This window comes from Sphaerisporangium rubeum, from assembly GCF_014207705.1.
GTDB lineage: Bacteria > Actinomycetota > Actinomycetes > Streptosporangiales > Streptosporangiaceae > Sphaerisporangium > Sphaerisporangium rubeum.
This window is the reverse complement of record NZ_JACHIU010000001.1, coordinates 4,285,894-4,307,322: the sequence shown is the minus strand read 5'-3', so window position 1 is coordinate 4,307,322 and position 21,429 is coordinate 4,285,894. Positions and strand designations below refer to the sequence as shown.

Genomic DNA, 21,429 nt, shown 5'->3' with positions numbered 1-21,429 from the left:
GGACGGGTCAGCCGAGGTCCAGGTGGCACAGGCCCTCGGCGAGGACCTTGGTGGTGAGGCGGGTGCGGCTGTCGCAGCCGAGCTTGGCGAAGATGTGCTCCAGGTGGGTGGTCACGGTGCGCACGCTCAGGACGAGCGTCGCGGCGATCTGCGGGTTGGAGTCGCCGAGCGCGACGCGGCTGAGGACGTCCACCTCGCGGGCCGTCAGGTCGTACGGCAGCGAGCACGGCCGTTCGGCGATCACGGCTCCCTGGATGGCGCCGCGCGGTCCCACCCCGGCGCGGTGCACCCGCACCTCGCGCCACGTCCCCGCGCGGTCCAGCCACAGGCCGCGGCGCGACAGCTCACGCGAGTCGATGAAGTCCCTGGCGAGGCCCGTCATCGCGGGTTCGCGCGCCACGGCGTCCGACGAGGGCCATCCGGCCACCTCGCGCCGCCGGCCGCACCGCTCGAACGCCAGCGCGTGGAACCCGGCCGGCAGGCCGAGCGGGTCGATGACGCACCGGGTGATGTCGGTGACGTGCGCGAGCACGCCGGACACGGCGCTCAGCAGCGCCGGGGTCTGCGGCGGCAGCGGCTCGCGGGAGTTGACATGCACGAGGCCGGTGTAGCGGTCGCCGTCGACGAACAGCGGCGCCGTCACGCCGGAGCGCCAGCCGTACGGCGCGAGGTGCCTGCCGAACCACGCCTCGGTGCCGGGTGCCCCCATGTCCAGCGGCACGCGGGACGCCATGGCGCGCCGGTAGGGGTCCAGCCTGGCGTACTCCTCGGCGGCCTCGGCGTGGACGCGCGGGTAGCCCGACGACACCAGGCTGCTGTGCCGGCCGGTCGCCGGGTCGAACGCCACGAAGTCGTACGCCTCGAACGGGACGACGACGCGCAGCGCGGTCATGGCGCCGTGCGCTCCGGACCCGCCGGCCACCTGGAAACCGACCTCGGTGAACGCATGGAGGTGGCGGGCACTCAGGGTGATCTGATCCATCACTCCTCCGCGATCATCATGGCCGACGGCGCGGGCCGCCGGAATACGTAATCCTTCCGATGTAGAGCCTTGCCTCGCTATTTAGCCTCTCCGGCATCACGCCCGAGCGACGGAGAGGCAGAGGAAAAGTGACGGTCGTCAGCAACGCGCGAGGTGCCGCCGTCCTCCTCGCGGCGGCGCTCGCGCTGAGCGCCTGCGGTGGCTCCGGCGGATCGGGTGGTGGCTCAGGCGGCGGGGACCAGGGCCCGAAGCGGTTCTCCGTCGCGCTGACCGAGCCCGACCACCTCACCCCGGGGAACACCTCCAGCAGCTACTCGATCACCGTACTGCAGGCGCTGTTCGACACGCTCGTCGTCATCGGCCCGGACGGCACGCCGCAGATGCGGGCCGCCGAGTCGGTGACCAGCGAGGACCAGAAGACCTGGACCATCAAGATCAAGCCGGGTCAGAAGTTCCACAACGGCGAGGACGTCACCGCGCAGAGCTTCGCCGACGCCTGGAACGCCGCCGCGTACGGCCCGAACGCCTGGACCAACAACTACTATTTCGCCAACGTCGAGGGTTACGACAAGCTGAACCCCGAGGCCGAAGGCGCGAAACCGGCGACCGACAAGCTGAGCGGCCTGAAGGTCGTGGACCCCGCCACCCTTGAGGTGACGCTGACCGCGCCGTTCAGCCAGTTCCCCATCACGCTCGCCTACACCGGTTTCGCGCCGATGCCGAAGGCCGCGTTCACCGACCTGAAGGCGTACGACGGCAAGCCCATCGGCAACGGGCCGTTCGCGCTGGACGGCGACTGGCAGCACAACCGGCAGATCGCGCTGAAGCGGTTCGACGGGTACACCGGGCCGCGTCCCGCCAAGTCCGAAGGCGTGCTGTTCAAGATCTACGCCAGCCGCGACACCGCGTACACCGACCTGCGGGCCGGCAAGGTGGACCTGCTGCAGACCATCCCCCCGGCGAGCGCGCCGGAGGCCAAGCGGCTGCTCGGCGAGCGGTTCGTGCCGACCGCGAGCGGCACCATGGACTACCTCGGCTTCCCGGTGTTCGACAAGCGGTTCCAGAGCGCCGACCTGCGTAAATCCATCTCGATGGCCATCGACAGGCAGGCCATCGTGGACGCGGTGTTCAACGGCGCGTTCAAGCCGATGGGCTCCCTGGTGGCGCCGCTCGTGCCGGGGTACCGCGAAGGCGCCTGCGGCGAGGCGTGCGTGTACGACCCCGCCAAGGCCAAGGCGCTGTACGACAGGTCCGGCGGGTTCTCCGGCACGCTCAACCTGTACTTCTCCAACGCCGACCAGAGCTACGAGCAGTGGATGACGGCCGTCGCCAACCAGCTCAAGGAGAACCTCGGCATCGCCGACATCAAGTTCCGCAAGATCCCCGCGTCCGACTACCTCTCGACCTTGCGCGAGAAGAAAGAGGACGGGCCGTACCGCAACAACTGGGTGATGGACTACCCGAGCCCGCAGAACTACCTGGAGTCGATGTGGGGTGCGGGCAACCGGATGGGCTGGGAGAACAAGGAGTTCACCGACCTGATCGCGCAGGCGAACGCCGCGGCGAGCATGGAGGCGAGCATCCCGCTCTACCAGCGCGCCGAGGACGTCGCGCTCGCCGAGATGCCTATGATCCCGCTGTGGAACTGGCAGGACCAGGCCGGGTACTCCGCCGACGTGACCGGGGTGCGCATCGACGCCTACAGCCCCAACCTCGACACCATCTCGGTCAAGTAGGCATGAATCCGACACGGCCCCCCGTCGGCCGAGGGCCGCAGACGGGGGCCGTGGACGGGGGCCGGGGGTGAGGTACGCCGCGCAGCGCCTCCTGCAGGCCGTCCCGGTGTTCGTCGCCACGACGTTCCTCGTCTACGCCATGGTGTGGGCCCTGCCGGGGGACCCGATCCTGGCGCTGGCGGGGGACAAGCCGCTGCCGGAGTCGGTGGTCCGCACGCTGCGCGCGCACTACCACCTGGACGAGCCGCTCATCGTGCAGTACGGCCTGTACATGGCGGGGGTGTTCCTGCGCGGCGACCTCGGCGAGACGTTCACCGGCCAGCCGGTCGCCGAGCTGCTCCAGGACCGCTGGGGGGTCACCGCGCAGCTCGCGCTCACCGCGTGGGTGTTCGAGCTGGTCGTCGGCATCGGCCTCGGTGTGCTCGCGGGGCTGCGCCGCGGCAGGCTCGCCGACACGATGGTGCTGGCCGGCACGACGTTCGTCATCGCGGTGCCGGTGTTCGTCGTCGGGTACACCGCGCAGATCGTGCTCGGGCTCAACCTCGGGCTGTTCCCCACCGCCGGCACCGACGAGGGGTGGCCGGTGAGCTACCTGCTTCCCGGCATGGTGCTCGGATCGTTCGGCCTGGCGTACGTCGCGCGCCTCACCCGCACCAGCGTGGTGGAGAACCTGCGCGCCGACTACGTGCGCACCGCCACCGCCAAGGGCCTGCGCCGGTCGCGGGTGGTGGGACGGCACACGCTGCGCAACTCGCTGATCCCCGTCGTGACCTACCTCGGCGTGGACTTCGGCAACCTCATGGCCGGGGCCGTGGTCACCGAGGGCATCTTCAACCTTCCTGGTGTCGGACAGCAGGTGTTCCAGTCGATCCAGCTCCAGGAGGGGCCGGTGGTGGTCGGCGTCACGACACTGCTTGTGATGATCTTCATTGTGGCCAACCTGCTCGTCGACCTGCTGTACGGCGTGCTCGACCCGAGGATCCGCCGTGGTTGACGTCAGGGCCGCCGCCGAGTCCGCCGTCCCCGCGGGGGAGGCGCCGGGGTCGCTGTGGCAGGACGCGTGGCACGAGCTGCGGCGGCGCGTGCTGTTCTGGGTGTCGGCCGCCATCTTGCTGGTCGCGTTCGCCATGGCGGCGTTCCCGTCGCTGTTCGCCGCGCTCGGCCCCAACGAGGGCTGCCGGCTGCGCGACTCCAAACGCGGCCCGGGGCCCGGCGCGGTGTTCGGGTACGACCTGCAGGGCTGCGACTACTGGTCCCAGATCGTGCACGGCACCCGCGCCTCGGTGTTCATCGGCCTCGCCGTCACCGTCTTCGCGCTGGTCATCGCGGTCGCGCTCGGTCTGCTCGCCGGTTACTACGGCGGAGTGCTCGACGCGCTCATCTCACGGATCACCGACGTCTTCTTCGGCATACCGTTCGTGCTCGGCGCCACCGTGGTCCTGGTCGCCTTCCCCGGTCACGGCATCTGGGCCATGACGCTGGTGCTCGTCCTGCTCGGCTGGACCACGATGACCCGCCTGATGCGCGGCCAGGTCATCGCGGCACGTGACGCCGACTACGTCCAGGCGGCCCGCGCGCTCGGCGCCGGCGACCTGCGCGTCATGGTCCGCCACATCCTTCCCAACTCCCTCGCCCCTGTCTTCGTCGTCGCCATGCTCAATGTCGGCAACGTCATCGCCGGCGAGGCCGTCCTGGACTACCTTGGGGTCGGCCTCCAGTACCCCGACGTCTCCTGGGGCCTGCAACTCAACGTCGCGCAGTCCTTCTTCGCCGAGCACCCCCACCTGCTCCTGTTCCCCGCTCTGTTCCTCACCGCCACCGTCCTCAGCTTCCTCCTCCTCGGCGACGTCGTCCGCGACGCGCTTGACCCCCGCCTCCACTGAGCGGTGACCTGACCTCACCATCCCGCCCCGGCCGGCCTAGGAGGGGACCGGCCGGGGCGTTCAAGGCCCGCGCACGGGGCATACCGCCTCCATGTCGCAGGAGTCAGAAGACTGGATGCGCCGCTTCCACCTCGGCGACGAGACGGTCGCCGGCACAGGTGAGCTGTCGGTACGGCGAGGCGCGGGACCGCTCGCCGGCGTCCTGTGCGCGCTGCTCCGCCTGCCGCGCACCGGCGACTGCGTCCCCGTCCGTGTCGTCGTCCACCGCCGTCCGGCCCGCCGCGCCGGCCACACCGGCCCGCCTCCGCTCGTGGAGCACTGGGTCCGTGACATCGGTGGTCACCGCCTGACCACCACCCAGGTCCGCACGGGCCCGCACGGCCGCGAACGCCACGGCCTCCTGCTCGTCCACACCCGCACCACCGCCACTCCGGGAGAGGTCACCGTCACCCAGGAACGCGCGGTCCTCGGCGCCGGCCCGTTGGCGATCCCTCTTCCGGCCCGCGCCGCGCCACAGGCGTCGGCCCGGGCCTGGACGACATCGGGTGCGGACGTGCGCTTCCGGATAGAGGTGCGGGTGGCGCTGCCGGTGATAGGCCCGCTGCTGTCGTACTCCGGTCACCTGGACGAGGCCGGCGCGTAGCCGGAGACGACCCCAGAATCGGCCGTGTGCTCTGGACGGCGGGGTCTGCGAGCGGTGTCATGAAGGCCGGATCTCGAAGGGAAGGGCTGCGACGTGGAGTTACCCCGAGTGGTGACGCGTGAGGAGTGGCTGGCGGAGCGGGTGGCGCTGCTGGAGAAGGAGAAGCAGGTCACCCGGGCCCGGGACGCGGTGAACGCCGCTCGCAGAGCGTTGCCGATGGTCGAGGTGGAGAAGGAGTACGCGTTCGAGGGGCCGGACGGGAAGGCCGGCCTGCTTGATCTGTTCGAGGGCCGGCGGCAACTGGTCGTCTACCACTTCATGTGGGTCAAGGAGACGGGACAGGGGTGCACCAGTTGCTCGTTCCTCGTGGACAACGCGGGGGATCTTCGGCACCTGCACGCGTGCGACACGACACTGGCGCTGGTGTCCCGCGCGCCGTACGCCGAGATCGAGCCGTTCAGGACCCGGATGGGGTGGAGCGTGCCGTGGTACTCCTCTCACGGTGGCGACTTCAACTACGACTTCCACGCGACCAATGACGCGTCCGTGGCCCCGGTCGAGTACAACTACATGGACAAGGCGGAACTGGAGCGCAAGGGGCTGCTGTTCCTGGCGGCCGACGACCAGGACGGACACGGCGCCTCCGTCTTCCTCCGTGACGGCGAGAGGGTGTTCCACACCTATTCGACCTTCGGCCGGGGCCCGGAGATCGTCCTGACGACGTACAACTACCTCGACCTGACACCACTCGGCCGGCAGAGGTACGTCAACGAGTTCCCCCACCACGACACCTACGGCCAGGATCCGGCGGCGACCTGCCACTAGATCGCTCAGCGGGATCCGGCTCGAACAAATGCGGATGAAAGCCGCATATCCCGTTAAATCCCCTTTTGGTGCATAGCCTGGTGAGATCAGTGCGGCGTTGTCTCCGGGGGTGGGGAGCGGTTCGCCGGGGTGGGTCAAATACGTGCGCCGAGGCGGGAGGTCCGCGGGGTGCGAGGGTACGAGGTGGGGTGAGGCGGCGGGAGACCACCCGCCGGCGCGGGGCAGGTTGTCGGGCGTCAGGGGGGTGACGGGCCGGGGCCTCGCCTTGGGAACCGGTTCGCCGGTACGGGGGTTCTGGTCACTCACCATGGTGGCCGTTCACCACACCACTTCAAAAGGGGGCAGACGCCATGAGATATCGTCTTCTCGCCCTTCCGATAGCGGCAGCGACCCTGTCGATCTCGGGTATGCACGTCGCCACCGCCGGTGGTGGCACGGGGACGCTCACGCCGGGGGCGGCGGGGGTGCGGGTCCAGCCGACGGAGTCGCCTGGCGAGTCGCCGGCGAGCACGCCTACCGAGTCCGGGACCGCCTCACCTGGCGCGGCGCCGGTCGGGCCGGGGTGCGGCAGCCTGCCGCAGTCGGGGCCCGGGAGCCCGTCGGACCTCGCGGGACAGCCGGTCGGGACCGCGCTGTCGCAGGTGCCTCAGCTGTCCACGCTGGCGCGGGCCGTCGACAAGGCGGACCTGAAGGACACGCTGGACTCCACCGAGGACATCACGGTCTTCGCGCCGGTCGACAAGGCCTTCGAGAAGATCCCCAAGGAGACCATCGACCGGGTCCTGAAGGACAAGCAGACGCTGCAGGAACTGCTCAAGTACCACATCGTCAAGAAGCGCCTCAGCCCGGCCGATCTCGCCAACGGGAACTTCACGTCCGTCCAGGGCGGGAAGATCATCACCAGCGGGTCCGGGCAGGACTTCAAGGTGAACGACGCCAAGGTGCTGTGCGGCAACATCCAGACCAAGAACGCCACCGTCTACATGATCGACTCGGTGCTCAAGCCGAGCGGGTGAACGAGGACGGGACCGCACCGGGAAGGGGCCGGTGCGGTCCTGCGTGTCCGGAGGCGAGGGATCCCGGGTGCGGAGGCCGCGACCGGCCGGGGGGTCCCCCGGTCAGAGGCTCGCGAGGCCGGTCAAACGGTGGTGGCGGTCACGGGATCGGGGGTGCCGGTGAGGAGGCGGTCCAGGACGCGGACGCCGAACTCCAGGCCCTCGACGGGGACGCGTTCGTCGACGCCGTGGAACATGCCGAAGTAGTCCAGGGACGGGTCGAGCATCAGCGGCGCGAAGCCGTAGCCCCGGATGCCGAGCCTCGCGAACGACTTGGCGTCGGTGCCGCCGGTCATGACGTACGGCACCGGCCGGCCCGCCGGGTCCTCGGCGAGCAGCGCGGCGCACAGGTCGTCGAACAGGCCCTCGGTGGGGGAGGCGACGCCTTCCTCCAGGGTGACGAACTCACGGGTGATCTTGGGGCCGAGCAGCTCGTCGATGGTGGCGAGGAACTCGTCGCGGTGGCCGGGGAGGATGCGGCCGTCGATGTGGGCCTCGGCGGTGCCGGGGATGACGTTCACCTTGTAGCCAGCGTTCATCATGGTGGGGTTGGCCGAGTTGCGGATGACGCCTTTGAACAGGGTGCCGGCCCGGCCGAGGCGTTCGGCCTCGGCGTCCAGCCGGTCCAGGTCGATGGTGGTGCCGAGCGCCTTGCCGAGACCGTCGATGAGCGTGGCGACGGCGGGGGTGATCCGCACCGGCCATGTGTGGCCGGCGAGCCTCGCCAGCGCACGGGCCAGCTCGGCCACCGGGTTGTCCACCGGCGGCTTGGAGCCGTGGCCGGCCACGCCGTGCGCCGTCACCTTCATCCAGGCCGTCCCGCGCTCGCCGACCGCCACCGGGTACACCCGCGCCGGCCCGCCGTCCCCGCCGCCGGGAACGGTGACGCTGAATCCGCCGCTCTCGCTGATGGCCTCGGTGCAGCCCTCGAACAGCTCGGGCCGCCGGGTGACGGCGTACCCGGCGCCGTACTCGCCGGTGGCCTCCTCGTCGGCGAGGAACGCCAGCACGATGTCGCGCCGGGGCCGCCGGCCCTCACGGGCCCACTTGCGCACCAGCGCCAGCGTCATGGACAGCGTGCCCTTCATGTCCACCGCGCCGCGTCCGTGCACGCAGCCGTCCTCGACCTCGCCGGAGAACGGATGGGTGCGCCATTCGCCAGGGTCGGCGGGGACCACGTCGAGGTGGCCGTGGATCAGCAGGCCGCGGGGGTCGTCTCCGGGAACGCGGGCCACGACGCTGGTGCGGCGCGGCGCCGACTCGAAGACCTCGGGTTCGAGGCCCGCCCCGTCCAGCAGCCCGGCGACGTACTCGGCGGCGGTCCGCTCACCGGGGCCGCCGCGTGCGCCGTCGTTGGTGGTGTCGATTCTGAGCAGGTCCGAGCAGATGCCCGTCACCTCTGTCACGATCGTCCTCTCAGGGTGAGCGGCGGCACCTCAGGGGTGGGGAGGCCGAAGATGAGCCCGTAGAACGCGAGCTCGGCCTCCAGTGCCGCGACGATGGTCTCCTTCTTCCGCCAGCCGTGCTGTTCCCCGGCGAACGTGAGGTAGGCCCACCTTCCGCCGGCGGCGTCGAGCGCGGCGAGGAACCGCTCCGCCTGGCCGTGGTCCACGATGGCGTCCTCCAGTCCGTGCAGCAGCAGCGCGGGGCCGGACGCGCGTGCGGCGTGCAGCAGCGGGGAGCGCTCCTCGTACCGCCGCCGCGCGGCCGGAAGCGGGCCGATCAGCCCGTCAAGGTAGCGGGACTCGAAGTCGTGCGTCTCGGCGGCCCACGCCTCGGGGTCGGTGATGGCGTACCGCGCCACCGCGCCGCGGAACACGTCGCTGTGGGTCAGCGCGGCCAGCGCCGTCCAGCCGCCGGCGCTGCCCCCTCTGATCGCCACGCGCGCCGGGTCGGCGAGCCCCGCCTCGGCGAGGCCGCGCGCCACGGTCTCGCTGTCGCGCACGTCCACCACACCCCACCGGTGCCGCAGCCGCTCGCGGTAGGCCCGGCCGTACCCGGTGGAGCCGCCGTAGTTGACCTGCGCCACGCCGATGCCTCTGCTGGTGAAGTACGCGGCCTCGACATCCAGCACCAGCGGGCTCGCGCCGGTCGGCCCGCCGTGCACGAAGATCACGTACGGCGCGGGGCCCTCGCCGGACGGCGGGTACACATGCGCGTGGACCCCGTCGAAGATCTGGGCCCACGGCCGCGGCAGCGCCTCGGCCGGCGGCAGCCGCCTCGGCGGGGACACCACATCGTGCTCCCCGGTGGCGAGGTCGGTCACCACCACGTCGAACGGCCGGTACGGCGTCGCGCCGACCCCGGCGGCGCGCGTGCCGTCGGCCGACACCGACAGCGTGGCGGCCCAGTAGGTGTACGGGTCGCCGACGTCGGCGATCTCGCCGGCATCGGGGTCGAGCACGCCGAGCCGCCGGCCGCCGGGGGTGCCGTACGTCACGACCACCCGGTCACCGGCCGGGGCGAACCACGTGAGGCCGAGTTTCCAGGCGGCGTCGCCGAACTCCAGCGGCATCTCCGCGAGGTTGCGCGCCGGCCGGCCGTCCAGCGGAACCAGGTGGAGGTTCCACCAGCCGCTCGCGTCGGTGACGGCGTACAGCGCGCCGTCGTCGCGCCACTCGGCCTGCGCGACCGACTCCTCGCGTCCGCCGGCCATCACCTGGTGCGGTCCCGCGGTGCCGTCCTCGCGCAGCGGCGCCACGCACAGCCGCGTGCCGTCCCACGGCATCGCCGGGTGGTCCCAGCCGATCCACGCGATCATCGCGCCGCCGGGGGACACCCGCGGGTTCATCAGGAAGTGCTGCGCGCGCGTCACCACCCTCGGCTCGTGCGGGCCCGCGCCGAGCGGCACTGCGACGATGTCCCGCCGGTCGCCGGTCTCGCGCACGCACCACACCTCGCCGAGGCTCACGACCAGGTCGGCGTACCTCGCCGGGCCCGGCGGGGTGAGCGGCTCCGGCTCGCCACCCGGCCGCAGGACGTACAGCCGTCCGTCGTCCCAGTGGGTGAACACCAGGCCGCCGTCCGGCAGCGGACGCCAGGAGCGGCCGCCGTACTCGACCACCCGGTTGCGCGCGTTCCAGCCCGCCGGCAGCACGTCGCGCACCGCGCCGGACGGGTCGCGCCGCACCACGCAGCGCCGGCCGGCCTCGGCGGGCCGCGGCTCGTCCCACCAGACCTCCTCACCCTCGGGGGTGGACACGAGCTCCACCCAGCCGGGACGGTCGTCCACGCGCGCCACATCGGCGGCCGTGATGGGAGACGGGATCACCAGTTCCCCTCTGATGGTGGGAGCGTGACGTCACGCGGGTGCACGACATGGACGATTCCCGCGCTTCCGGCACCGCGTAACCAGACGTTCTCGAACGCTGCCCGGGGATAGATTCTCTTGACCGCGGCGTCGGACGGCCCCGCCGGATCGTTGGCGATCACGTCGCCCTCGGCGGTGAAACCGGTCACGACCATGATATGACCGCCGGTCGAGTACCCCGAGCCCGGCAGCTCGTGCTCCTTGAACGCCTGCGAGGTGATGACCGGCACGCCGGCCAGGATGAATCGTTCCAGCTCGCGCAGCGACCGCAGCCGCGTGACGAAACCGTCGAGCCCGTACCGGCCGGCGTAGGCGACGCCGAAGGGCCAGTTGCCGGTGCCCTGGTAGCTGTGGTCGTACATGTCGCGCGCGGCGTGGTCCACGGCGGGACACGGGTCGTCGGGGTCGGCGAACGCCAGCTCCGCGGGCCCGGGGCCGCGTCCCCAGTACCGCAGGACCATGGTCATGGCCGCCGGGCTGCACCACGCGTCGCCCCCGCCACCCCACTGCGGGTGGTGGCCGGCGTGGACGCGCTGTGAGAGCGGCGGCACGTCGAGCCGCACGCCGCGGGCCTCGCCGGGCTCGCTCGGCGGCACGTGGGCCCGGTTCGGCACCGCCGAGGCCATCACCCCGGCACTGCGCACCGTCGCGCCGGCGCCGTGCAGCGTGATCCGCAGCTCGCAGGCGACGACCGGCCGGGCCGCGGCGAACGTGTCGACCGCGACGTCGCCGTGCTCGTCCCCCTGGCCCGGCAGCGACGTGCGGTGGACGTCGTCACCGGTCTCGGCCCAGCGGCCCATGTCGTACCACTTGGTCAGTTCCCCCGCCTCGGTGCGCAGCCGCAGCTCCACCCGCAGCCACGAGCCCTTCGGCGCCGACGCCGTCCACGACGGCACGAGCTGGGTGGCGGGGAAGCCGATGTCCACCATGCCGGAGGTCCACCGGGTGTACGGCCAGGTGCCGGTCCCGCCGCCGAACGGGTCGCGGTAGGTGGTCACGCCGCTTTCCGCGGGGACCACGCCGGTCCAGCGGCGGAAGGTGACGAGTCCCGGTGCTGAGGGTGTCGGGGTGACCACCTGGCCGATTGTGCTTTGGGGGTCAGTGCGGCGCATCGGATGGTTTACGTATCCAGCCCTTCCGCACAGGCATGGCGGCATCGACCGAGGTCAGAGTGGGTATCGTCCCCCGCATGCTCGATCTGGCAGACGTGCGGATGTCCGTCTACCGGTGGTTCGCCGAGCGGGGGTGCCCGCCGTCCCCCGAGGAGGTCGCCGCCGAGTTCGGCGCCGGGCCCGGTGAGGCGCTGGAGGCGCTCCGGGGGCTGCACGAGGCCCATCTGCTGGTGCTGGACGGGGAGCGGCGGCGGATCGTGATGGCGCACCCGTGGTCGGCGGTCCCGCTCGGCTTCGTGGTGGCCAGCAGCGGGGTCAGGTGGTGGGGCGGCTGCGCGTGGGACTCGTTCGCCATCCCGGCCCTGGTGGGGGAGCCGTGCCTGGTGGCGACCCACTGCCCCGGCTGCGCGCGTGCGCTGGCGCTGGACGTGTGCCCCGACGTCCCGCCGGCGGCCTCCCTGGTGGCCCATTTCCTCGTGCCGATCCCGCGCATGTGGGACGACGTGGTGTTCGCCTGCTCGAACCAGTCGCTGTTCTGCTCCGAGGAGCACGTCGGCCGCTGGCTGCGCGAGACGCGGTACCCGCGCGGCGCGCTGCTCGACATGCGCACGCTGTGGCTGCTCGCGACGCGCTGGTACACCGGCCGCATGACCCGTGAGTACCGCAGGCGCACCCCGGACGAGGCGCTGGCGCTGTTCAGGAGTCTCGGGTTGTCGGGTGCGTTCTGGGGTGAGGAACTCGGCTCAGGACCGGCCGCGGCGCCGGCGGGCCGGCCGTCGCCACCGCTCTCCACGAACGAGATGGGTATATTTCCCCAGTACATCGGTCAAGGTGTACAAATGCGGAAGTGGCCCTGGCTAGGGTAGTCATTTGGATTCGGCCCACTGCTATCCGTTATATGCGGTTTGTGGGGCCTAGTTCGGGACAGTGGGTTGAACACCCTGAATATCCGTGCCCCCCTGGAGAAAGTTCGTGGCCATCGACCTCGTCTCGCGCAGCGCCTGGGGTGCCCGGGCCCCGCGCGGCTCTTATTCCACCTTGACGTCCACCAAGGGGGTCAAGGTGCATTACACCGGCGGCCGTGTCGACCCCGGCATCGTGAACGACCACGCCAAGTGCGTCGCCGTCGTGAAGTCCATCCAGAACCAGCACATGGACGGCAACGGCTGGATGGACATCGGCTACTCGATGGTGGCCTGCCCGCACCGCAAGGTCTTCGTCGGCCGCGGCCCGAAGCATCTGCCGGCCGCCAACGGCCCCGGCCTCAACTCCGGCCACTACGCCGTGCTCGGCCTGGTCGGCAACAGCGGCCTGGTCAAGCCGCCGGACGGCATGCTGCACGGCATCGTCGACGCGATCGAGTACCTGCGGGCCCAAGGCGGAGCCGGCCGCGAGATCAAGGGCCACCGCGACGGGTACGCCACCGAGTGCCCCGGCGCCGAGCTGTACGCCTGGGTCAAGAAGGGTGCCCCGCGGCCCGGCGGCACCCCCGACCCCGAGCCGCCGGGTGAGCGGTACCCGAAGTGGCCGGGCCGGCTGCTGAAGTACCCGCCGGTGATGCGCGGCGACGACGTGCGCACCTGGCAGGGCCAGATGGACAAGCGCGGCTGGACCATCGACGTGGACGGCGCCTACGGCGAGCAGTCCCGGCAGGTGTGCATCGGCTTCCAGCAGCAGCAGGGCCTGGACGACGACGGCGTCGTCGGCCGCCTCACCTGGAACGCCGCCTTCGAGGCCCCCATCACCTGACCTACCGTGACGCCGCCGTCCCACCCGGGGGACGGCGGCGTACGCGTGCCGGGGGCCGGTGCCGTCACGGGGGGACAGGTCCGGCGGGGATCTTCGTGACGCGACGGTACCGGGGGGGAGGAATCCGGCGGCGATCTTCGTAGCACGAGGCCCCGGCAGCCCCGCTTCAGGGTCGAACGCCTAACATCCAGACATGACGGTGCAGCCTGACCGGCCAGGGCCGGAACCCGGTTTCCCCGCGGCGACGCGGGACGAGTGGCGGCGGCTGGCCGCCGCCGTGCTCCGGCGTTCCGGGGCCGAGGCCGGCTCTCCGGAGGAAGCCCTCTCCTCCACGACCTACGACGGTGTCACGATCGCGCCGCTGTACGACCCCGGCGACCTGCCCGCCGACCCCGGACTGCCGGGCTTCGCCCCGTACGTCCGCGGCGCGGCCGGCGGCCCGGGGGGGTGGGACGTGCGCCAGCGGCACGCGCACCCCGACCCCGCCACGACGCGTGAGGCCGTGCTCGCCGACCTGGAGAACGGCGTCACCTCCCTGTGGCTGGTCCTCGGCGACGACGCGCTCGACGTCGCCGCGCTGCCCCGCGTGCTGGACGGCGTGTACCTCGACCTCGCGCCGGTCGTGCTCGACGCGGGGCCGCGCACCGCGGAGGCCGCGCAGGCGTACCTGCGGCTGGCGCCGGACGCCGCACCCGGCGGCAACCTCGGCGCCGACCCCATCGGCCTGCGCGCGAGGACCGGGGCCGCGGCCCCGCTGGACCTGCCGGCCCTCGCCAGGCTGGCGGGGGACAACGGCCTGCGCGCGATCACCGTGGACGCCACGCCGTACCACGACGCCGGCGGCGCCGACGCCGAGGAGCTCGGGTGCTCGATCGCCACCGGCCTCGCCTACCTGCGCGTCCTCACCGACGCCGGCCTCACCGCCGAGGAGGCGTTCGGTCAGATCGAGTTCCGGTACGCCGCCACCGCCGACCAGTTCCTCACCATCGCCAAGTTCCGCGCCGCCAGGAAGCTGTGGGCCCGCGTCGCCGAGGTGTGCGGCGTGACCGAGGGAGCGGGCCAGGCGCAGCACGCCGTCACGTCCTCGGCCATGATGACCGCGCGCGACCCATGGGTGAACATGCTGCGCACCACGCTGGCCTGCTTCGCGGCGGGGGCCGGCGGCGCCGGCGCGGTCACCGTGCAGCCGTTCGACGCGCGCCTCGGCCTCCCCGACGCGTTCGCCAGGCGCATCGCGCGCAACACCCACAGCCTGCTCGTCGAGGAGGCGGGGGTGGCGCGCGTGATCGACCCGGCCGGCGGGTCGTGGTACGTCGAGCGGCTCACCGCCGACCTCGCCGCAAGCGCGTGGGAGTGGTTCCAGGAGATCGAGCGCGCCGGCGGCGCCGAGGCGGCCCTGGACCGGCTGATCCCGGCACGGCTCGCCGCCACCTGGGAACGCCGGTCACGCGACATCGCGCACCGCGCCGCGCCGATCACCGGGGTCAGCGAGTTCCCCGATCTGGACGGCCGCGTGCCGGTGCGCGACCTCGCGCCTGAACCCGTACGCGGCGGCCTGCCACAGGTGCACTACGCGCAGGGCTTCGAGAGCCTGCGCGACCGCGCCGACCGCGCGCCGTCGCGTCCGGTGGTGTTCCTCGCCACCGTCGGCCCGGTCGCCGCGCACACCGCGCGCGCGTCGTTCGCCGCCAACCTGTTCCAGGCGGGAGGCCTCGCCACCGTCACCGGCGGCCCCCTCACCGACCCCGAGGAGATCGCGGCGGCGTTCCGCGCGAGCGGCACCGCCGTCGCGTGCCTGTGCTCCAGCGACGAGCTGTACGGCGAGCACGCCGCCGCCGTGGCCGGCGCGCTGCGCCGCGCCGGAGCCAAACGCGTCTGGCTCGCCGGCCGGGGCCGGTACGACGGCGTGGACGCCACCGTGCACGCCGGATGCGACGCGCTCGCCGTGCTGAGCACCACGTTCGACGACCTGGGAGTGACCCCATGATCCCCGACTTCACCACGGTGGCCCTGGACGCACCGGGCCCCGCGCCGGAGACCGGGCCGCAGCGGTGGGAGGCGGCCGTCCGCGAGCTCACCGGCGCCGGCCCCGCCGTCTGGGACACCCCCGAAGGCATCCCGGTCAAACCGCTGTACACCGCCGCCGACCTCGCGGGCCTGGACCACCTTCCCGGGTACCCCGGCGTCGCGCCGTACCTGCGCGGCCCCTACCCCACGATGTACGTCAACCAGCCGTGGACGATCCGCCAGTACGCCGGGTTCTCCACCGCGCGCGACTCCAACGCCTTCTACCGCCGCAACCTCGCCGCCGGCCAGAAGGGCCTGTCGGTGGCGTTCGACCTCGCCACCCACCGCGGCTACGACTCCGACCATCCGCGCGTCGCGGGGGACGTCGGCATGGCCGGGGTCGCGATCGACTCCATCCACGACATGCGCGTGCTGTTCGACGGCATCCCGCTGGACCGCATGAGCGTGTCGATGACCATGAACGGCGCGGTGCTGCCGGTGCTGGCGCTGTACATCGTGGCCGCCGAGGAGCAGGGGGTGCCGCCGGAGAAGCTGGCGGGGACCATCCAGAACGACATCCTCAAGGAGTTCATGGTCCGCAACACCTACATCTACCCGCCGGGGCCGTCGATGCGGATCATCTCCGACATCTTCGCCTACACCTCGCAGCGGATGCCGAAGTTCAACTCCATCTCGATCTCCGGCTACCACATCCAGGAGGCCGGGGCCACCTGCGACCTGGAGCTCGCCTACACCCTCGCCGACGGCGTGGAGTACCTGCGCGCCGGTGTCGCCGCGGGTCTCGACATCGACCGGTTCGCACCGAGGCTGTCGTTCTTCTGGTGCATCGGCATGAACTTCTTCATGGAGATCGCCAAGCTCCGCGCCGCGCGCCTGCTGTGGGCCCGCCTGGTGCGCGGCTTCGGCGCCGCCGACCCCAAGTCGCTGTCGCTGCGCACCCACAGCCAGACCTCCGGCTGGTCGCTCACCGCGCAGGACGTCTTCAACAACGTCGTGCGCACCTGCGTGGAGGCCATGGCCGCCACGCAGGGCCACACCCAGTCGCTGCACACCAACGCGCTGGACGAGGCGCTGGCCCTGCCGACCGACTTCTCGGCCAGGATCGCGCGCAACACCCAGTTGCTGCTCCAGCAGGAGTCCGGCACCTGCCGCGTCATCGACCCCTGGGGAGGCAGCGCGTACGTCGAGCGGCTCACCGCCGAGCTCGCCGCGCGCGCCATGGAGCACATCGAGGAGGTCGAGCGGGCCGGCGGCATGGCCAAGGCCATCGACGCCGGGCTCCCCAAGCTGCGCATCGAGGAGGCCGCGGCGCGCACCCAGGCCCGCATCGACTCCGGCCGCCAGCCGGTGATCGGGGTCAACAAGTACCGGCCCGCGTCCGACGAGCCGATCGAGGTGCTACGGGTCGACAACTCCGCGGTGCGCGCCGGCCAGATCGAGAACCTGCGCCGCCTGCGGGCCGAACGCGACCAGGCCGCCTGCGACGCGGCCCTCGACGCGCTCACCCGCGGCGCGGCGGGGGACGGCAACCTGCTGGCCCTGGCGGTGGACGCCGCGCGGGCCAAGGCCACCGTCGGCGAGATCTCCGACGCGCTGGAGAAGGTCTTCGGCCGGCACGCCGGCCAGATCCGTACCATCACGGGGGTGTACCGCGACGAGGCCGGCGACTCGGCCGCCATCGAGAACGTCAGGACCGCGAGCGCCGCGTTCGCGCGCGACGAGGGCCGCCGGCCCCGCATCCTGGTCGCCAAGATCGGCCAGGACGGCCACGACCGGGGACAGAAGGTCATCGCCACGGCCTTCGCCGACCTCGGGTTCGACGTGGACGTGGGCCCGCTGTTCCAGACCCCGGCCGAGGTGGCGCGCCAGGCCGTCGAGGCCGACGTGCACATCGTCGGGGTGTCGTCGCTGGCGGCGGGCCACATGGCGCTGGTGCCGGAGCTGCGTGAGCGGCTCGCCGGGCTGGGCCGCGACGACATCATGATCGTCGTCGGCGGGGTGATCCCGCCGGACGACGTGCCGGCCCTGCGCGAGGCCGGGGCCGCCGCGGTGTTCGGCCCCGGCACGGTCATCGCCGACGCCGCACTCGGCCTGCTGCGCGAGCTGTCGGCACGGCTCGGACATGCCGGGTCTTGACGAGTACCTCCACGGCGTGCGGTCCGGCTCGCTCGGCTGGATCGCCAGGGCCGTCACGCTCGTGGAGTCCACCCGCGCCGACCACCGCGAGCTCGCGCAGCGGCTGCTGGTCGAGCTGACCCCCCTGTCCGGCAAGGCGCGGCGGGTCGGCGTCACCGGCGTGCCGGGGGCCGGCAAGTCGACGTTCATCGACGCGCTCGGCGTGCACCTCACCGGTCAGGGCCACCGGGTCGCGGTGCTCGCCGTGGACCCCTCCTCCACCCGCACCGGCGGCAGCATCCTCGGCGACAAGACCCGCATGGCGCGCCTCGCCGCCGACCCGGCCGCGTTCATCCGGCCGTCCCCGACCTCCGGCACCCTCGGCGGCGTCACCAAGGCCACCCGCGAGGCCATGGTGGTGGTGGAGGCCGCCGGGTTCGACGTCGTGCTCGTCGAGACGGTCGGCGTCGGCCAGTCCGAGACCGCGGTCGCCGAGATGGTCGACACGTTCCTGCTGCTCACCCTCGCGCGGACCGGCGACCAGCTCCAGGGCATCAAGAAAGGCGTGCTGGAGCTGGCCGACGTCATCGCGGTCAACAAGGCCGACGGGCCGCACGAGATCGACGCGCGCCGCGCGGCCCGTGAGCTGGCCGGAGCGCTGAGGTTGCTGCGCGGCACCGGCGGCGCCTTCGACACCCCGGTGCTGACGTGCAGCGGCCTTGAGGGCACCGGGCTCGAGGAGCTGTGGCGGCAGATCGTGCGGCACCAGGACCTGATGGAGTCGTCCGGTGAGCTGGCCGCCAGGCGCCGCCGCCAGCAGGTCGGCTGGACCCGCACCCTGGTGCGTGAGCGGCTGCTGGCCCTGCTCGCCGCCGACCCCGCCGTCGCGGCCGTCACGCGGCAGGTGGAGCGTGAGGTGCTGGACGGCACGCTCACCCCGGCGCTCGCCGCCGACCGGGTGCTCGCCGCCTTCACACGCGCGGGGAACACCGGTGCGGCCCCGGTGTCAAAGAACACCCCTGATCGGCATAGAGCGCCACCTGAGTAGAAGGAATCCCTTTCCCGACGCGGGTCTTCTCTCCCGTCCGTACCGGCCGGTGGTGTCACCATTACGACACGTCCGGTCACAGGAGGTGCGCGGTGAGCGAGGATCCGATGCTGCCGGAGCCGGTGGCGCAGGCGCTCTGCGCCTATCGCGCGTCGCTGGCCGAGCACGGCATGAGCTGGGGTGAGCCGCTGGTCCCGTACGTCCGGCTGATGAGCCTGTCCAGGTTCGTCTCCGGGGAGGAGTTCTTCCGCGCGGCGTTCGCGCGGGTGCGCGCACGGCTCCCCGGCGTGCCGCCGGCCGAGCACGGCACGCGGATGCTGGACCTCGACTTCGACGAGGTGCTGCGCGACGCGCTCGGCGGCGACATCCCCGACGGTCTCGCGGTGCTGCGACTGACGCCGGCCGGCCCCGAGCTCACCGGCGGCCCCGTCCCCGTGCTCGACGACCGGCCGGTGCCGCTGGCGCTGCTGCTGGACAACGCCACCGCGCACCACTCCGAGGTGCGCGCCGGCGGCGGCACGGTGCGGCTGCGGCCGGGTGGCGCGCGGCTGCTCGACGTGGACACCGCCACCGAGGTCGCCGTGGACGGCACGCCGCTGTGCCTCGGCGCGCTGACCCGCACCGAGCCGCGGGTCACGCTGCGGCTGCGCGCCGGGTTCCCCTGCCGGTGGAGCGTGTGGAGCGACGACGGCCAGGGCTGGTACCCCCACGGCGCCCCGCCGCGCCGCGACTTCCACGGCATCCCCTACTTCCACGGCGACGACCTGCTCGTCGAGGTGCCGGCCCGGCCGCTGACCGTCCGGGTGACCCGCGGCATGGAGTACGGCGTCGCCGAGACCACCGTCACGCCGGTCCCGCACGACCGCGGTGAGACCGGGGGGACGACCCCGGCCGGGGAGGCGACCGGGCCCGCCAGGGTGCCGGGGGGGACCCCGGCCGGGGACGGGGAGATCCTTGTGGAGCTGACCCCGGAGCGGCTGTACGATGCGGCGGAGGCCGGGTGGTACGGGGCCGACCTGCACGTCCACCTGAACTTCGCGGGGGACGTCGTCGCGACGCCGGCGATGGCCGCCGCCATGCAGCACGGCGAGGACCTGCACGTGCTCAACCTGCTCGCGTCCAACATCGCCGGTGACCGGGTGTTCGACCGCGAGGCGCTCGAACACTGGTCGGGGGAGGACCTGCCGTGGTCCGACGCCACGCACGTGGCGCGCATGGGGTTCGAGTACCGCAACGACCTGCTCGGCCACCTGCACGCCTTCGGGTCGTCCGCGCCGCCGAGCCACTACCACAGCGGGTTCGGCGAGACGCCTGACTGGCCGCCGAGCACCGCCGTCTGCGAGGAACTGCGGCGGCACGGCGCGGTCGTCGGGTACGCGCACGCGTTCAAGACCCCCATCGAGACCCCCGAGCAGATCATCGGGGACGGCTCGCGGCAGTGCACCGCGCGCATGGCCGTGGTGGACGCCGCGCTCGGCCTGGTCGACGGCATGGAGGTGCTCCACTACGGCTCGGCGGTGGGCTCCTCGACGGTGTACCAGCGGCTGCTCGGTGGCGGCAACCGGCTGGCCGCGGTCGCCGGCACGGACTCCATGCTGTCGTTCACCCGGCAGCGCATGGAGATGGTGTCGAGCCCGCTCGGCTGGGAGCGCACCTACGCGCGCGTCCACGGTCCCCTCACCGCCGCCGCGTACGCCGAGGCCGTCCGGCGGGGCCGCACCTTCGCCACCACGGGGCCGTTCCTGCGGCTCACCGTCGACGGCGCCGAGCCCGGCGACACCATCGAGCCACGTCCGGGGGACCGGCTGCGCGTCACCGTCCACGCCGTCGGCCCCGAGGTGGAACGCCTGGTGGTCCGCACCGCCGACGGGGTGCTCGCCGAAGGCCCGCCGGGGGAGCTGACCGCCGAGTTCGTGGTCCGCGGCCCCACCTACGTCGTGGCCGTCGCCGACGGCGGCCCCCACCCGCGGTCGCTGTTCACCGGCGTGTACGCGCACACCAGCCCCGTCTACGTGGACGTCGGCCGCCGCCGCGTGGCGAGGCCCGAGGACGTCCGCTGGTGCCTGGACTGGATGGACCGGCTGGAGAAGCTCGTCCGCGATCAGGCCCGCCTGCCGGCGCTCAGCCAGCTCGACGACCATCTCTCCTACATCGACGAGGCGCGCCGCGTCTATTTGTCCCGATTGCCGCATTGACCACTCCGGTGACTGACGAGGCCCCAGGTGGGCAATGAATCCGTCATGGGGAAGGGCACGAGACGCGAGATCCAGGACATCGCAGGGACAGGGCCGGCCGTGGCGGGGCCGGCGGCGGCCGGCCGGAGCCCGCTCGGCGGGGAGCTGGCGGACCGGGTGCTCGCGTTCCGTCCCTCGCTGCGCCGGCGCGTCAAGCGGCGGCTCAACACGCTGGACGAACGGCTGTTCCGGCAGGTCGCGGCCGCTCATCTGCCGGGGCTCGAAGGGGTGCTGCCGCCGCTGTCGCGCGCCGCGGACAACTCGGTGCTGTGGATGGGGATCGCCGCGGCGCTCGCCTCCAGCGGCGAGGCCAGGCTGCGCCGCGGCGCCACCCGCGGCCTGGTGGCCGTCAGCCTGGTGAGCCCGCTGGTCAACCTGCTCGGCAAGCAGGCGTTCGCACGCAGCAGGCCGTCCATCGCGGGCTTCCCGATCGCCCGCCTCGGCCGCGTGCCGACGTCGCACTCGTTCCCCTCGGGCCACTCGGCGTCCGCGGCGGCGTTCGCCGCCGGCGTGGCCATGGAGGCGCCTGCCGCCGTGGCCGTCCCCGTCGCCGCCGCGGCGGGAGCGGTGTGCTTCTCCCGCGTCTACATCGGCGTGCACTACCCCGGTGACGTCGTCGCCGGCGCGTCCATCGGCGTCGCCGCGGCCCTGCTGACCGGACGCCTGTGGCCGCGCCGCCGCCGGCGGTGACCGCGGACGGACGACCGTA

17 protein-coding genes are annotated in these 21,429 nt (G+C 72.6%); 13 read left to right on the top strand and 4 right to left on the bottom strand.

Annotated features, from left to right (window positions below; translation table 11 throughout):
* Positions 1 to 7: 7 nt before the first annotated feature.
* The gene (locus tag BJ992_RS18445; protein WP_184982652.1) at positions 8 to 982 is read right to left on the bottom strand and encodes a helix-turn-helix transcriptional regulator; all 975 of its coding nucleotides are present in this window, start codon (positions 980 to 982) and stop codon (positions 8 to 10) included.
* Positions 983 to 1,110: 128 nt separating this feature from the next.
* On the opposite strand from BJ992_RS18445, the gene BJ992_RS18440 reads away from it, so the two are divergent.
* The 6 genes from BJ992_RS18440 (at position 1,111) to BJ992_RS18415 (ending at position 7,085) form a co-directional block, all read left to right on the top strand.
* Positions 1,111 to 2,718 carry an ABC transporter substrate-binding protein gene (locus tag BJ992_RS18440; protein ID WP_184982650.1) on the top strand — a complete coding sequence of 536 codons (1,608 nt, stop codon included), beginning with the start codon at positions 1,111 to 1,113 and terminating at the stop codon, positions 2,716 to 2,718.
* Positions 2,719 to 2,785: 67 nt separating this feature from the next.
* Positions 2,786 to 3,712 carry an ABC transporter permease subunit gene (locus BJ992_RS34330; RefSeq protein WP_184982648.1) on the top strand — a complete coding sequence of 309 codons (927 nt, stop codon included), beginning with the start codon at positions 2,786 to 2,788 and terminating at the stop codon, positions 3,710 to 3,712.
* Positions 3,705 to 4,601 carry an ABC transporter permease subunit gene (locus BJ992_RS18430; RefSeq protein ID WP_184982646.1) on the top strand — a complete coding sequence of 299 codons (897 nt, stop codon included), beginning with the start codon at positions 3,705 to 3,707 and terminating at the stop codon, positions 4,599 to 4,601. Before BJ992_RS34330 ends, BJ992_RS18430 begins: the two co-directional genes overlap by 8 nt.
* 91 nt (positions 4,602 to 4,692) lie before the next feature.
* Entirely contained in the window at positions 4,693 to 5,244 is a 552-nt protein-coding gene (locus BJ992_RS18425; RefSeq protein ID WP_184982644.1) for a DUF4166 domain-containing protein, read from the top strand.
* A 93-nt stretch (positions 5,245 to 5,337) separates the two neighbouring features.
* Entirely contained in the window at positions 5,338 to 6,069 is a 732-nt protein-coding gene (locus tag BJ992_RS18420; protein ID WP_184982642.1) for a DUF899 family protein, read from the top strand.
* Between the two features lie 407 nt (positions 6,070 to 6,476).
* Complete coding sequence (locus tag BJ992_RS18415) at positions 6,477 to 7,085, top strand: fasciclin domain-containing protein (protein ID WP_184982640.1); 609 nt, start codon at positions 6,477 to 6,479, stop codon at positions 7,083 to 7,085.
* 122 nt (positions 7,086 to 7,207) lie between these two features.
* Here BJ992_RS18415 and BJ992_RS18410 read toward each other — a convergent pair whose 3' ends face one another.
* The 3 genes from BJ992_RS18410 to BJ992_RS18400 are packed head-to-tail and all read right to left on the bottom strand — an operon-like array spanning position 7,208 to position 11,510.
* The gene (locus BJ992_RS18410) at positions 7,208 to 8,530 is read right to left on the bottom strand and encodes a M20/M25/M40 family metallo-hydrolase (protein ID WP_184982638.1); all 1,323 of its coding nucleotides are present in this window, start codon (positions 8,528 to 8,530) and stop codon (positions 7,208 to 7,210) included.
* Positions 8,527 to 10,395 carry a S9 family peptidase gene (locus tag BJ992_RS18405; RefSeq protein ID WP_343072736.1) on the bottom strand — a complete coding sequence of 623 codons (1,869 nt, stop codon included), beginning with the start codon at positions 10,393 to 10,395 and terminating at the stop codon, positions 8,527 to 8,529. The genes BJ992_RS18410 and BJ992_RS18405 overlap by 4 nt, the downstream gene beginning before the upstream one ends.
* Entirely contained in the window at positions 10,392 to 11,510 is a 1,119-nt protein-coding gene (locus BJ992_RS18400; protein WP_343072735.1) for a C39 family peptidase, read from the bottom strand. Before BJ992_RS18400 ends, BJ992_RS18405 begins: the two co-directional genes overlap by 4 nt.
* Positions 11,511 to 11,623: 113 nt before the next feature.
* On the opposite strand from BJ992_RS18400, the gene merB reads away from it, so the two are divergent.
* The 7 genes from merB (at position 11,624) to BJ992_RS18365 (ending at position 21,410) form a co-directional block, all read left to right on the top strand.
* Positions 11,624 to 12,412, top strand: coding sequence for an organomercurial lyase (gene merB / locus BJ992_RS18395; protein WP_184982634.1), 789 nt, complete (start codon positions 11,624 to 11,626; stop codon positions 12,410 to 12,412).
* A gap of 85 nt (positions 12,413 to 12,497) precedes the next feature.
* Complete coding sequence (locus tag BJ992_RS34325) at positions 12,498 to 13,295, top strand: peptidoglycan recognition protein family protein (RefSeq protein ID WP_343072734.1); 798 nt, start codon at positions 12,498 to 12,500, stop codon at positions 13,293 to 13,295.
* Between the two features lie 193 nt (positions 13,296 to 13,488).
* Positions 13,489 to 15,282, top strand: coding sequence for a methylmalonyl-CoA mutase family protein (locus BJ992_RS18385; RefSeq protein ID WP_184982632.1), 1,794 nt, complete (start codon positions 13,489 to 13,491; stop codon positions 15,280 to 15,282).
* Positions 15,279 to 17,459 carry a methylmalonyl-CoA mutase gene (gene scpA, locus BJ992_RS18380; protein ID WP_184982630.1) on the top strand — a complete coding sequence of 727 codons (2,181 nt, stop codon included), beginning with the start codon at positions 15,279 to 15,281 and terminating at the stop codon, positions 17,457 to 17,459. The genes BJ992_RS18385 and scpA overlap by 4 nt, the downstream gene beginning before the upstream one ends.
* On the top strand, positions 17,446 to 18,486 hold the full coding sequence (gene meaB / locus BJ992_RS18375) for a methylmalonyl Co-A mutase-associated GTPase MeaB (RefSeq protein WP_184982628.1): 1,041 nt from the start codon (positions 17,446 to 17,448) through the stop codon (positions 18,484 to 18,486). Before scpA ends, meaB begins: the two co-directional genes overlap by 14 nt.
* Positions 18,487 to 18,578: 92 nt before the next feature.
* Entirely contained in the window at positions 18,579 to 20,681 is a 2,103-nt protein-coding gene (locus BJ992_RS18370; protein ID WP_343072733.1) for a CehA/McbA family metallohydrolase, read from the top strand.
* Positions 20,682 to 20,726: 45 nt separating this feature from the next.
* Complete coding sequence (locus tag BJ992_RS18365; RefSeq protein WP_184982625.1) at positions 20,727 to 21,410, top strand: phosphatase PAP2 family protein; 684 nt, start codon at positions 20,727 to 20,729, stop codon at positions 21,408 to 21,410.
* The last annotated feature ends 19 nt before the right edge of the window (positions 21,411 to 21,429 follow it).